The sequence below is a fragment of the Dermabacter hominis NBRC 106157 genome (assembly GCF_001570785.1).
Classification (GTDB): Bacteria; Actinomycetota; Actinomycetes; order Actinomycetales; family Dermabacteraceae; genus Dermabacter; species Dermabacter hominis.
Genome location: NZ_BCSI01000005.1, coordinates 21,436 through 34,597, shown reverse-complemented (window position 1 = coordinate 34,597; position 13,162 = coordinate 21,436). Strand labels below are relative to the sequence as shown.

The window sequence follows — 13,162 nt, the reverse complement described above, 5'->3', positions numbered from 1 at the left end:
ACTTCGAGCCTCGAGAGGTCACGAGATTCGGCGTCGAACGCGTCGATTCAGAACGGAGGCGATGGATGTGGTGACGAGCGAGAACAGGAAGAGCCGCCAGTCCATGGCGATCATCGCGAGGGCGCTCATGAGGATCGTGGCGCTCGCGGAGACGATTTGGGTGGCCACGTTCGTGACGACGGACTGCATGGCGCCGATGTCGTTGAAAATCCGCGATTGGATTTCCCCCGTGCGGGTCGAGGTGAAAAAGGGCAGTCCCATGCGCTGGAGGTGGGCGAGCACTCGCACGCGAAGGTCGTGCATGATCGCCTGCCCCACTCGTGTGGAAAGGAAAGACTGGAGCACGCTGAAAACCGCGCCCGCAGCATAAACGGCGATCATGCCGAGCGCGCACCACGTGAGCAGGGCGATGTTGCCTTCGGGCAGGGCAACGTCGACGATCTCGCGCACGAGAAACGGCGAGAGCACTCCCGTGATTGCGCCAAGCGCGATGAGCGCGAGCACGAGTGCGAGGGTCGCCCTGTGCGGGGAAAAGAGCGCGAGGATGCGCCTGGTCTCGACCTTTTGGCCGTCGTTGAGCCCCGTATCGGGAAGCTCGAGCGGCCTCACGCGGAGCGAATGAGCTTGTGCTGTGCAGCTTGCGCGAGCGGCCGCAGGGTCACGAGATCGAGGTTCACGTGGTGCGGGAGCTTCACGGAATACGCGATGACATCCGCGACGTCGTCGGCAGTCAGTGGCTTTTCCACGCCTTCGTAGACCTTGTCGGCGGCAGCTTGATCGCCGCCGAGGCGCGTGAGGCTGAATTCCTCGGTGTGCACGAGCCCCGGGGCGATTTCGATGACCCGGATTGGTTTGCCGGCGAGTTCAAGGCGGAGCGCCGCGGCGATCATGTGTTCGCCCGCTTTCGCGGCGTTGTAGCCGGATCCGCCTTCATAGGCCGCCTGGCTCGCCGTCGAGGTCAGGAACACGACGTCGCCGTGCCCGCTTGCTTCAAGGGCCGGAAGGAGCGCCTTCGTGACACGGCCCGAGCCAATCACGTTGGACCGGAACATCCCCTCCCACTTGTCGAAGGCTGCATCGGCGACCTGCTCGACGCCGAGTGCACCACCGGCGATATTGCACAGGGACGTGAGCACTCCGCCGAACTCGCGCTCGACGTAGTCGGCAACGCGCGCGACATCCTCGTCGACGCTAACGTCGCACGGCAGCACATCAAACTTTTCGGGATCGTTCACCATGCGGGCGAGGTCTTCGAGTCGCTCGCGCCGACGCGCGATCGCGAGAACTCGATACCCTTCCTCATAGAGACGAAGCGCCGTAGCGCGCCCGATTCCGGAGCTCGCGCCGGTGACAACCGCTGTTCGTGGGCCTCGTGAGTTCATGTCCATCACACCTCCGTGTGCTCAAGAGCATCGAGGAGCTGCTCGCGCATACGCTCGAGAGGCTCCGCATCATATTCGGCATCAAAATCACTCAGGGCCTTTTCGAGGCGTTCAAGCCGGGAAAGGGCGACGTCGGCATCGATGACCGACTGGCTGAAGTGGGGCTCAAGTGCCTCGGCGCGCGCGGAAAGGTCGGTGCCTTTCGCGAAGGACTCATCGAGGAACTCGTCCACGAGCTCGCGCCTCTCGCGCATTTTCGCGCTCACGCTACTGATCGACGTGCGGGCACGGCCGATCGCGACGTGGAGCGAACCGATGTGCTGAAGCATGACGTCAAGGTCCGCAAGAAGTGCAGCGACGAGGTCGCGGATCGCACTATTGGCTTCGGCACGCGCGGTGGGTTCTTCGATTTCGAAGCGCTCGTCCGCGAATTGTGTGACCATCGCGGACTGAAGCCGCGCAAGGGAAATCTGGAACTGGGTCTCGCGCGAAAGCGCGGCGAGGGTCGAAAGCTCGCCCGTGAGAGAGCTGAGGCGGGGACGCAGGGCGTTGTCGCTCGAATCCCACAGCCCGAGCTCGGCTGCTGCCTGGAGGTCGATGTCTTTGCGAATACGGCGCAAAACCGAGTCGGTGTAGCCCGCGATCGTCTCGAGCGTTTCCTGATCGAACGACAGCACGCTGACCTCGGCGTGAATGCCGAGGGCGGCGCGCACGATGAGGTCGATCGTGTTCGTGACTACCATGCCCAGGCTGCCCTCAAGCGCCTCTTCGCGCATCATCACTTCACGCAAAAGCGCCTTGCGCTGGAACACCTCATAGCCGTCATAGCCGAGATCACGCACGGCATTATCGACGAGCTTTGCTCCGACGCCCGCAACCTCGCGGGCGCTCCTTCCCTGCTCGCGCAGCTTGTTTTCCTCGGCAACGATCACGGCATAGGCCTCGAACACGTCGTCAAAGGTCGCGCGGCTCATGGGTTTTGAGCGCACGGAAAGGTACCCGCCTTCGGGAAGTGGGGTGACCGTAGCAAACACGTCGTAGTGGCTACCGTCGGACGAAAGATTACGAATGTACCCCGCGAAAGGCTGGCCTTTTTCGACGGAATCCCACAGCAGCCGGAAGACGCCCGAGGGCATATCGGGGTGGCGGATGATGTTGTGCGGGGCGCCCTTGAGCTGGCTTGCCTCGTATCGCGACAGCCGCACGAACACGTCGTTGGCCTTGTCGATGTGGCCGCGTTCGTCGGTCGTCGAGAAGAACAGCTCACCCGCCTCGAACTCGAGTTCGTGGCCTGTGGGGTCGGGGCGCTTCATGGGGACCTTCCGCTCGTGTGCGTCGTGGGGAACCGGAGCACTGGAGGATCCGACGCCGGCTCGCCCCTATAGTACGCGCCATCTAGGGACCTACCTGGCACAAAGGGCCCTGCGCGAAGGGGTATTTTCAGTGCTTGTCGTTGGGGCATCTCACGCCCCCGTAGCACCACCGATGCGTGCATGCGTGAAACAATGAGGCACATGAGCGAAAACAGCCACGACGCAGGTCACGACTCGACCGCCGCACCAATGAGCCCCTCGATTCCCGACCGCCCTAGCCTCGACGGGCTCGAGAGCAAATGGGACGCATGCTGGGAGAACGCGAAGGTCTACGCGTTTAACCGAGACACAAGTCGCGAGAAGGTCTTCTCGATCGACACTCCTCCGCCCACAGCCTCGGGCTCGCTGCACATCGGTCACGTGTTTGCGTACACCCAGGCCGACATCCTCGCGCGCTACAACCGCATGATCGGCAAGGACGTGTTCTACCCGATGGGCTGGGACGACAACGGCCTGCCCACAGAGCGCCGCGTGCAAAACTATTTCGGCGTTCGCTGCGATCCGAGCCTCCCCTACGTGGAGAACTTCGAACCGCCCCACCGCGGCGGCAACGCGAAGACCGCGAAGCCTCAAAACCAGATGCCGATCAGCCGCAAGAACTTCATCGAGCTGTGCCTCGAGCTGGCAACGGAAGACGAGAAGACCTTCGAGCACACCTTCCGCACCCTCGGCCTTTCGGTGGATTGGAACCTGCGCTACCAGACCATCGACGACAATTCGCGCGCCGTGAGCCAGAAGGCATTCCTCACGCACTTGAAGAACGGCCAGGCCTATCAGGCCGAGGCGCCGACCCCGTGGGACGTCACGTTCCGCACCGCGGTGGCGCAGGCCGAGCAGGAGGACCACGACCGCGAGGGCGCGTACCATCGCCTCGGCTTCACGCGCGCCGATAACGGCGAGAAGGTGTTCATCGAGACGACTCGCCCGGAGCTTCTTCCCGCGTGTGTCGCGCTCGTCGCGCATCCCGACGATGAGCGCTATAAGTCGCTATTCGGCACGACGGTGCTCTCGCCCCTGTTCGAGGTCGAGGTGCCCGTTCTCGCGCACCCGCTCGCCCAGGCCGATAAGGGCGCGGGCATCGCGATGATCTGTACGTTCGGCGATGCGACCGACGTGATTTGGTGGCGCGAACTCGACCTTCCCACGCGCGCCGTGATCGGCCGCGACGGCCGATTCCTCGAGGACGCCCCGTGGATCACGAGCGAGGCGGGCCGTGAGCGCTACGCCGAACTCGTGGGCCTCACCGTGTTCAGCGCGCAAAAGCGCGTGGTTGAGATGGTCACCGAGACGGGCGACATGGTGGGCGAGCCAAAGAAGATCACCCACCCGGTCAAGTTCTACGAAAAGGGCGATAAGCCACTCGAGTACGTCACGAGCCGCCAGTGGTACATCACGAACGGTGGGCGCGATGAGGCCGACGGCACTTTGCGCACGGCGCTGCTCAAGCGCGGCGAGGAACTCACCTGGTATCCGGGATTCATGGCCTCGCGCTACCGCAACTGGGTCGAGAACCTCACGGGTGACTGGCTCGTGAGCCGCCAGCGCTACTTCGGGGTGCCGATCCCCGTGTGGTACGGCCTCGACGCGAAGGGCGAAATCGACTACGACCGCGTGCTCATTCCTTCCGAGGATCGCCTTCCCGTGGATCCCACCCTCGATACGCCCGAAGGCTTCGACGGGTCTCAGCGCGATGAGCCGAACGGCTTCACGGCCGACCCGGACGTGTTCGACACGTGGGCGACGAGCTCGCTCACGCCGCTCCTCGCGACCGGCTGGCTCGATGACCCGGATCTCTTCGGCAAGGTCTACCCGATGGATCTTCGCCCGCAGGGCCACGACATCATCCGCACGTGGCTGTTCAGCACGGTCGTGCGCTCGCATCTTCTCACCGATTCGCTTCCGTGGACGGGCGCGAGCATCAATGGCTGGATCCTCGACCCGGACCGCAAGAAGATGTCGAAGTCGAAAGGCAATGTCGTGACGCCGATCGACCTTCTCGAGAAGTACGGTTCGGATGGCGTGCGCTATTGGGCGGCGCGTGCCCGCCAGGGAGCGGACACGGCGTTCGAAGAGGGCCAGATGAAGATCGGCCGCCGACTCGCGATCAAGGTTCTCAACGCCTCGAAGTTTGCGCTCGGCTTTGGCGAAGTGGCGTCGGACCCGGAGGGCACCCTTCCTGCGGACCCAGCCGCTGTCACCGAGCCGCTCGACCGCGCGATGCTCGCCTCCCTCGCGAGCGTCGTGGATCAGGCGAGCGCGGCAATGTCGAAGCTCGACTACGCACGTGCGATCGAGGTCATCGAGCCGTTCTTCTGGACGTTCTGTGATGACTACATTGAGCTCGTGAAGAATCGCGCACACGGTGCGGCTGGCGAAGGCCCCGCAGCCTCGGCTCGCGCGGCTCTCACAATTGCGCTCGAGACCCTGCTGCGCCTTTTCGCGCCGTACCTCCCGTTTGCCACCGACGAGGTGTGGAGCTGGTGGCGCGAAGGCTCGGTTCACGAGCAGGCATGGCCCACCTCGGCGTCTCTCGCCAAGGCCGCAGCCGGCCAGGACGAATCGCTCCTGCGCGTGGTGAGCGAGGCCATCATTTCGGTGCGCAAGGTCAAGAGCGACGCAAAGGTCTCGCAGAAGACGCCCATGCTTCGCGCGAATCTCGCCCTCCCCGAGGCGGCACTTTCGCAGTTCGAGAGCGCTCGCTTCGACGTGTGCGCGCTTGGCTCGATCGAGGAGCTCACGCTTGAGCCCTCGACCGACGGTGCGATCACGCTGTCGAAGGTCGAGCTCGGCGAACCGCCCGCGAAGAAGAAGTAGGCCGAGCAAACCGCGGCTCAGCCCCCGCCGCAGCTAGCGGCGGGGGCGCCATGTTTATTGAGCTATTTCTCCGCGGCAATCCGCTCGTGGTGACGAATCACCTCGGTGACGAGGAAATGCAGGAAACGCTGCGTAAACACCGGGTCGAGACCAGACTCTTCGGCAAGTCGAGTAAGACGCTCGACCTGATGCTTTTCGCGATCCGGATCGCCAGCGGGCAGACCGTGCTCGGCCTTGAGGGCACCCACGGCCTGCGTGAACTTGAAGCGTTCGGCGAGGAGATGCACGAGGGCAGCGTCGATATTGTCGATCGAGCGTCGGTGCTGGCCGAGCACCTCCCGAGCGCGGGCAATCTCTTCGTCGGTGACGTGGGTCCCGGCACTTGGGGTCGCTGGAGAATCATTCATGCGCTAAGCCTTCCAGGCGAAACCGGGTGAGTAAAGGCCTTCGGCCAAAAAGCGTCACGCGCTGCGGCGGCGCTTCTTCGTGTCGCTGCCTTCTGCGGCGGAATCGGCGCGAGTGAGCATGAGCGGCTCGCGCCCTTCGGTCACGACGGCTTCGGTGATGACGATCTTCACGACATCGTCGCGTGAGGGCACCTCGAACATCACGGGCTGGAGGATCTCCTCCATGATCGCGCGAAGGCCCCTCGCGCCCGTTCCACGCTCGAGAGCGCGATCGGCGATGGCCTCGAGTGCAAGCTGCTCGAAGTCGAGCTCGACCTCATCGAGGGCGAACATCTTCTGGTACTGCTTGACGAGCGCGTTTTTCGGCTCGATCAGAATGCGGGTGAGATCCTCACGGTCGAGGTTCGTGACCGACGTGAGCACGGGAAGTCGCCCGATGAACTCGGGGATGAGCCCGAACTTGAGGAGGTCTTCCGGGAGGATCTTCGCGTAAATCTCCTGCTCATCGAGCGGGGTGTGAAGTTGGCTCCCAAAGCCGATGCCACGCTTACCGATGCGGTTGCTGATGATGTCCTCGATACCCGCGAATGCACCCGCGACAATAAACAGCACGTTGGTGGTGTCGAGCTGCACGTAATCCTGCTGCGGATGCTTCCGCCCGCCCTGCGGGGGCACGGCCGAGACCGTCCCTTCGAGGATCTTGAGCAGACCCTGCTGGACGCCCTCACCGGAAACGTCGCGTGTAATCGACGGATTTTCCGCTTTGCGGCCGATCTTGTCGATCTCGTCAATGTAGATGATGCCGCGCTCGGCGCGCTTGACGTCCCAGTCGGCAGCCTGAAGCAGTTTGAGAAGAACGTTTTCGACGTCCTCACCCACGTAGCCGGCTTCCGTGAGCGCGGTGGCATCAGCCATCGCAAACGGTACATTCAGGAGCTTCGCGAGGGTTTGCGCGAGGTAGGTTTTTCCACAGCCCGTGGGCCCCACGACGAGCACGTTCGATTTTGCGACCTCAACTTCGTCGATGTCGGTGCCGATGCCCGAATCCTTCGTTTCACTCGCGATCACACGCTTGTAGTGGTTGTACACCGCGACGGAAAGGGCGCGCTTCGCGGTCTCCTGACCAACGATGTGGGTCTCGAGAAAGTCGAAGATTTCATTGGGCTTCGGGAGCTCGAGCTCTTTGGCCTGCTCTTCCTTCTTCTCCGCGGCCTCGGTTTCCTCAGCGATGATCTCGTTGCACAGCTCGATGCATTCCTCGCAAATGTACACATGAGGGCCGGAGATGAGCCGCTCAACCTGCTTTTGCGACTTGCCGCAGAACGAGCACTTATAGATCTCGCTCGAATCACCAATCTGTGCCATGGAGGAGAAATCCTTCCCGGGGAGCTATCAGGCCCTTGCCACACTAGCGGCAGGGATGCATGGAAACGGGGAGGCGCACCAGCGACTGTGTGTCGCTGTGGCGCACCTCCCCGACCCGTTCACGGGTGTGCAGCGCTTACTGGCCGAGCTGCGCCTGCTCGCTGCGGCGCTGGAGCACCTGGTCGATGAGGCCGTACTCGAGCGCGCCCTGGGCGGTGAGGATCTTGTCGCGCTCGATGTCGCGGTGGACCTCCTCGCGATCACGTCCCGAGTGGTGCGCGAGGGTGTCCTCGAGCCACTCGCGCATGCGCAGAATTTCGTTGGCCTGGATCTCGATGTCCGAGGCCTGACCGCCGCCCTGGCCGCCCATCGCGGGCTGGTGAATGAGGATGCGTGCGTTCGGAAGCGCGAGGCGCTTGCCGGGGGCGCCGGCCGCGAGCAGCACCGCGGCGGCGGAGGCCGCCTGGCCGAGGCACACGGTCGTCACGTCAGGCTTGATGTACTGCATCGTGTCGTAGATCGCCGTGAGCGCCGTAAACGATCCACCCGGGCTGTTGATGTACAGGGTGATGTCGCGGTCCGGATCCTGCGACTCGAGCACGAGTAGCTGCGCCATCACGTCGTCCGCCGAGGCGTCGTCCACCTGGACGCCGAGGAAGATGATGCGATCCTCGAACAGCTTCGCGTACGGATCCTGGCGCTTGAAGCCGTAGGCCGTGCGCTCCTCGTAGGTGGGCAGCACGTAGCGTGCGCTCGGCATGTGGCCGGCCTTCATGGAGGGCTCAAAAGTCATGGTTGTACTCCTTTAGTTTCGCCGCGTCAGTTCTCGTCCATGCCGCCATCGCCGGTCACGTCGCCGGCTGCGGAGACGATCCGGTCGATGAAGCCATATTCGAGGGCTTCGGGGGCGGTGAACCAGTGGTCGCGGTCGCCGTCGGCAATGATCTGCTCGACGCTCTTGCCGGTCTGCTCAGCGGTAATTTCGGCCATCTGCTGCTTCATCGAGAGGATCAGATCGGCCTGGATTTTGATCTCGGACGCGGTGCCGCCGAGGCCGCCGAGCGGCTGGTGCATGAGAATACGCGTGTGGGGCGTCGCGAAACGCTTACCGGGGGTGCCGGAGCTCAGCAGGAACTGCCCCATCGAGGCGGCCATGCCCATGGCGACTGTGACGACATCCGGCTTGATGTACTGCATCGTGTCGTAGATAGCCATGCCGGCGGTAATCGAACCGCCGGGGCTGTTGATGTAGAGGAAGATGTCCTTGTCCGGGTCCTCTGCCGCAAGCAGGAGCAGCTTCGCGCAGATAGCGTTCGCGTTGTCGTCGCGAACATCCGAGCCGAGCCACACGATGCGCTCGCGCAGGAGCCGCTGGTACACGTTGTCGTCGAGGCCAAGCGGCATCTCACCGGCCGCGTTCACGCTGTGCTGGGTCACGGTGCACTCCTTGTGTCTTGAAATTTCGTACCCCTCAACCTTAGCGAGCGCGAGGGGGCTCGGCGCCTGTGTTCGCCAGGGGCGCAGTTCCGACGCTTGCCTCGCTACAGCTGCGGCTGGGACCACAGCACTGTTCCGTGCGCATCTCGAATCGTCACGCGGGGCATGTCCTCGAGGGTGACGTCAACGTCGATGAATCGCTCGCCCCCGTGCTCGTGGGCACGGTACGTCATGCGCTCATTCGCGATGTCGAGGACCTCGGTTCGGGCGGTCACGAGCCACGGCTCGGCGCGGCGCACGCCGATGAGCCCGGCGATCGCGTCGCGCATGGCGAGGCCTTCGCCAAAGAAGTCGCGGGGCGAATCGGGGAAGGCCTGGCGCACGTCGTCGTCTCCGCCGATCCGTTCTTCTTTAATGCCGCGGAACGCTTGCTCGTCGCCGTAGTAGAGCGCGGGGCAGCCCCCGAGCGTGTAGAGAATCGCGTGGGCCGTAAGCGCACCGTCTGCGCCAAGCACGCTCGCGATGCGGCTCGTGTCGTGATTACCCACGAACGTGTACGGAACGAAGTGCTCGAGGAACGTGTTGTGGCGCCCCAGGGTCCACTCGAGTTCGAACAGATTCTTCTGCTCAATGCTCGAGTAGATCGCCTTCCATAGTTCGTATTCGGTTGCCGAATCGACCCCCGCCTCTTTCACGAACTCGCAGTAGTCGCCGTGGATGATTTCCGCGAAGAAGTAGGCCCCCGGGAAGTCCCGGCGAAGGCTCGGGATGATCGCCCTCCAGAAGTGCGCCGGGACCGAGTAGGCGGCATCCAGGCGCCAGCCGTCGATCCCCCGCCCGAGCCAGTGCCGCATGACGTACTCGATGCGGTCCTTTGCAGCCGCACTGTCGTGGTTGAAGCGAGCAAGCTCCCCGTGCCCCTCCCACACGCGTGGAGCCGGGCCGCCGTCGGCATCCATATCGATATCGAACTCGCGCGCGGCGGCAGAGTCGGCGGGGCTTTCGAGCTCCCGGCGAAGCGGTTCGAAATCGGTCGAGACGTGCGAAAACACGCCGTCGAGGAGCACGCGAATCCCCCGCTCCTTGCACGCGCTAAGGAACCGATCGAATGCGGCGTCATCTCCGAGGCGCGGGTCGATTCTCAGGTAATCGAGCGTGTCGTAACCGTGAGTTTTCGACGCGAATATGGGGCCGAGGGCGATGCCGTTGAGGCCGAGCTCCTGCACGTAATCGAGCCAGCTTGTGAGGTGGTCGAACCCTCGGCCGGTGCGCGAATCCTCTGCACGGATAGGGGCGTCCGTAAAGCCAAGCGGGTAGACGTGCCACCACAGAACGTGATCGATCCAAGCCATGACTGTCTCCTCCTTCGCGCGACGCCGCGCACTTAAAAGAGTAGCGGCCCCATCTCCGCTTTCGCGAAGAGGGGCCGCCCCTCTAGGAATGGTGCGGGACTTACTTGTCCTCGCCCTCACCCTCGGACTTTTCGGCGGCCTTCTTCGTGGTCGCCTTCTTCGCCGGCGCCTTCTTCGCCGGAGCCTTCTTAGCGGCCGGCTTCTTCGCGGCCGACTTCTTGGCAGCGGTCTTCTTCTCGCCCTCGGCCTTCGCGTCATCGTCAGCCGAGGAATCGTCGGACTCCTCACCCTTCGAAAGGCCAAGATCCAGAACCTTGCCGCCCACGGCCTTGACCGTCACCTCAGCGAGCGCGTCATCAAGCGCCTTCGAGCGCTGAACTTCGCCGAAGATCTGCTCGAGCTGACCGCCCTGCGCAACAGCCTGGAGGAACGTGTTCGGGTCCATTCCGTACTGCGCGGCCATCTGGGACATGAAGTTCATGAGGTCTTCCTGGCCGACCTCGACCTCGCGCGTCTCGAGGATTGCATCGAGGAGGAACTGCGCACGGATCGCCTTGACCGTGTCGTCCTTGATGTCCTCGCCGTGCGGGTCATCCGCCGTCTTGCCCTCGTTTTCGAGGTGAGCCTCAATCTCGTCCTTGACGAGCTGCTCGGGAACCTCGATCTCGATGTCCTCAAGAAGCTTCTCGAGGAGCGCGTTGCGGGCGAGCGCGACGCGGTTGCCCTCGGCGTCCTTCTCGGCCTGAACCTTGAGGTCGGCCTTGAGCTCATCGAGCGTGTCGAACTCGGAGGCGAGTTCGGCGAACTCGTCGTCAGCCTCGGGAAGCTCGCGCACCTTCACGCTCTGAGCGGTCACGGTGATCTGCGCTTCCTCGCCGGCGCGCTCGCCACCGGCGAGCTTCGAGGTGAACGTCGTGGTCTCGCCAGCCGAAAGACCGATGAGGGCCTCGTCGAGGCCGTCGAGCATGTTGCCCTCGCCGATGTTGTAGGACACGCCCTCGACGGTGTCAATCTGCTCGTCCTCGATCTTCGCGACCATGTCGATCGACACGAAGTCGCCATCCTCAGCGGGGCGATCCACACCCTTGAGAGTGCCGAAGCGCTCGCGCAGCGCGGTAAGGCGCATCTCCACTGCGTCGTCGTCAACGACGGGCTCTTCGATCTCGATCTCGAGGTCGGAGAAGGTGGGAAGCTCGATCTCCGGGCGCACATCCTGCTCGATAACGAACACGAGGTTGCCCTCTTCCGAACCGTCGAGGCCCGGAACTTCCTTGACCTCAACTTCGGGACGGCCTGCCGGCTTAAGCTCAGCCTCGGCAGCAGCCTGCTGGTAGTAGCCCGGAAGCGCGTCGTTCACGGCTTCCTGGATGATCGCGGGCTTACCGAAACGCTTCTCGATGAGCGACGTGGGAACCTTGCCCTTACGGAAGCCGGGAAGCTGCACATCCTTGGCAATCTTCTTCGCGGCCTGATCGATCGCGGGCTTCAGTTCCTCAAAAGGAACCTCAACGTTAAGCTTCACGCGGGTCGCGCTCAGCTTCTCGACTGCAGTCTTCACGTGCAAGTCTCCTCGTAGTAGTTCTCGTATTTCAAAGTCGGTAACTGGGGCCACGCCACGTGGCGACCCCTGCGACGTCGGGATGACAGGATTTGAACCTGCGACCTTCCGCTCCCAAAGCGGACGCTCTACCAAGCTGAGCTACATCCCGGTAAACCACTGCGGCTAACGTTCCTTCGAACCGCAAAAGCCGTTATGGCAACCCAGCCAAGTTTACCCGCCGCCACCTGAGGGCGCTGCGACATCACTCGCGCGATGTGACGAGATACATTCCTCACGCCGCACGTCCACGCCTTGGGCAAGGGCGCGGCATGTGGCAATATAGATCCCTGAAGCGCTCGGGCGCTTCTCGCGGGTGTAGCTCAATGGTAGAGCCTCAGTCTTCCAAACTGATTACGCGGGTTCGATTCCCGTCACCCGCTCCATCTTCCCTTCTCGGATTGCATAGAGGTTGTGGGGGTTTCAGCCCCATTCAGTGCGCGCACGGTTCTCGCCCCACAGCTAACCTCGAACGCAACGCACGACCCATCGCCGTTACCGCCCCACGATTCTCTGCGCTCTCACGCATACCCCTCCTTAGTGCACTACCGCTATAACAGCACCGCTCACCCTCCATGAGTAGGCCGATGATGTTGTTCAACCACCTTGAAATGGGGAAGTGGTGCGGCTCTAAGATTGAGACTCGGGCGCCGAAGAATCCCACGGCTCGCCATGGGAGAGCCCCTCGCTCCGCATTCCGGCGCTTCCCCCTCGCGCCTCTACCGCGAAGAAAGGTTCCGCCCATGAGCACACCCCAGCCCCGCGAAGCGCTTGCGATCGTTGACGCCGCGAGCCCCCTCGGCGACGCCCTCGTGAGCGAGGCCTACCTCGCCCTTCGAGACGGCGGCGATGTAGTGGCGCTGAGCGCCCAGCCCGAACACCTCACGCATTTTTCGCGCGCGATCACCTACGCGACGATCCCCGATGCCCTCGAGGAGTACGCCGCTCGACTCCACGGCGCAACCGCGGTATTCCTCGTTCTCGAGGCCCACGAGGATGCCGAAAAGCTCGCCGCCAGCACCATCCGCGCGATGCGGCGCGCGGGCATTCGCCGGCTCATCGCAACGGCGCCTCTCGACGCCCTCCACTACACCGTGCACGGCACGCGCGAGGTCGAAGCTCCTCGACGTGAACGCTCCCTCGCCGAAAGAGCAACGCGAGCGTGGGCAACCGTCGGAACACCAGACCCCTCCCTGCTGGCTGCCCGTCGCGCCCTCGAACTCGTGCGGCTCTCGGGTCTGGACACGACGCTTCTCCTGCACCCGCCAATACTCGTGGCGCCCGGGCCCGCGTCCGTCCAGCGCACGCCCGCCGCGTACGCGCCGACCGCGAGCACCGACATCACTACCGCCAACGCTGCCCGCGCCATCCTCGCCTCCCGTTACGAGGATGGAATCGGCCGAGAAGACGTGCTCAGCGAGGGATAGCGGGAGAG

The 13,162-nt window shown here is 63.6% G+C and carries 11 protein-coding genes and 2 tRNA genes; 3 read left to right on the top strand and 10 right to left on the bottom strand.

Going from position 1 to position 13,162, the window contains the following annotated elements; genetic code table 11:
- Positions 1-18: 18 nt before the first annotated feature.
- From DEHOM01_RS10225 to DEHOM01_RS06400, 3 genes are read right to left on the bottom strand one after another with little or no spacing between them, the layout of a single operon-like run.
- Positions 19-609 (bottom strand): ABC transporter transmembrane domain-containing protein, encoded by a 591-nt coding sequence (locus DEHOM01_RS10225; protein ID WP_245630670.1) that lies wholly within the window; start codon positions 607-609, stop codon positions 19-21.
- Positions 606-1,388, bottom strand: coding sequence for an SDR family oxidoreductase (locus DEHOM01_RS06405; protein ID WP_061212021.1), 783 nt, complete (start codon positions 1,386-1,388; stop codon positions 606-608). Before DEHOM01_RS06405 ends, DEHOM01_RS10225 begins: the two co-directional genes overlap by 4 nt.
- Entirely contained in the window at positions 1,388-2,695 is a 1,308-nt protein-coding gene (locus tag DEHOM01_RS06400; RefSeq protein WP_061212020.1) for a PAS domain-containing protein, read from the bottom strand. The genes DEHOM01_RS06405 and DEHOM01_RS06400 overlap by 1 nt, the downstream gene beginning before the upstream one ends.
- 201 nt (positions 2,696-2,896) lie before the next feature.
- On the opposite strand from DEHOM01_RS06400, the gene valS reads away from it, so the two are divergent.
- The gene (gene valS / locus DEHOM01_RS06395; protein ID WP_061212019.1) at positions 2,897-5,569 is read left to right on the top strand and encodes a valine--tRNA ligase; all 2,673 of its coding nucleotides are present in this window, start codon (positions 2,897-2,899) and stop codon (positions 5,567-5,569) included.
- Positions 5,570-5,631: 62 nt separating this feature from the next.
- Here valS and DEHOM01_RS06390 read toward each other — a convergent pair whose 3' ends face one another.
- The 7 genes from DEHOM01_RS06390 to DEHOM01_RS06360 form a co-directional block, all read right to left on the bottom strand.
- The gene (locus tag DEHOM01_RS06390; RefSeq protein ID WP_061212018.1) at positions 5,632-5,976 is read right to left on the bottom strand and encodes a chorismate mutase; all 345 of its coding nucleotides are present in this window, start codon (positions 5,974-5,976) and stop codon (positions 5,632-5,634) included.
- Between the two features lie 54 nt (positions 5,977-6,030).
- Positions 6,031-7,341: an ATP-dependent Clp protease ATP-binding subunit ClpX gene (gene clpX, locus DEHOM01_RS06385; protein WP_061212017.1), complete on the bottom strand. Its 1,311-nt coding sequence runs from the start codon at positions 7,339-7,341 to the stop codon at positions 6,031-6,033.
- Positions 7,342-7,477: 136 nt separating this feature from the next.
- A complete protein-coding gene (locus DEHOM01_RS06380) occupies positions 7,478-8,134 on the bottom strand; it encodes an ATP-dependent Clp protease proteolytic subunit (protein ID WP_034370320.1) in 657 nt (218 codons plus the stop codon).
- Positions 8,135-8,160: 26 nt separating this feature from the next.
- Entirely contained in the window at positions 8,161-8,745 is a 585-nt protein-coding gene (locus DEHOM01_RS06375; RefSeq protein WP_051120673.1) for an ATP-dependent Clp protease proteolytic subunit, read from the bottom strand.
- A 137-nt stretch (positions 8,746-8,882) separates the two neighbouring features.
- Complete coding sequence (locus DEHOM01_RS06370) at positions 8,883-10,130, bottom strand: alpha-amylase family glycosyl hydrolase (protein WP_061212016.1); 1,248 nt, start codon at positions 10,128-10,130, stop codon at positions 8,883-8,885.
- A gap of 100 nt (positions 10,131-10,230) precedes the next feature.
- Positions 10,231-11,688, bottom strand: a complete 1,458-nt coding sequence (gene tig, locus DEHOM01_RS06365) for a trigger factor (RefSeq protein ID WP_061212015.1) — start codon at positions 11,686-11,688, stop codon at positions 10,231-10,233.
- A gap of 77 nt (positions 11,689-11,765) precedes the next feature.
- Positions 11,766-11,839: transfer RNA gene (locus DEHOM01_RS06360), tRNA-Pro, on the bottom strand.
- Between the two features lie 200 nt (positions 11,840-12,039).
- On the opposite strand from DEHOM01_RS06360, the gene DEHOM01_RS06355 reads away from it, so the two are divergent.
- Both DEHOM01_RS06355 and DEHOM01_RS06350 read left to right on the top strand, forming a co-directional pair.
- Positions 12,040-12,113 (top strand) — tRNA-Gly (locus tag DEHOM01_RS06355).
- Positions 12,114-12,470: 357 nt separating this feature from the next.
- Positions 12,471-13,154, top strand: coding sequence for an NAD(P)H-binding protein (locus tag DEHOM01_RS06350; RefSeq protein WP_061212014.1), 684 nt, complete (start codon positions 12,471-12,473; stop codon positions 13,152-13,154).
- Positions 13,155-13,162 lie beyond the last annotated feature (8 nt).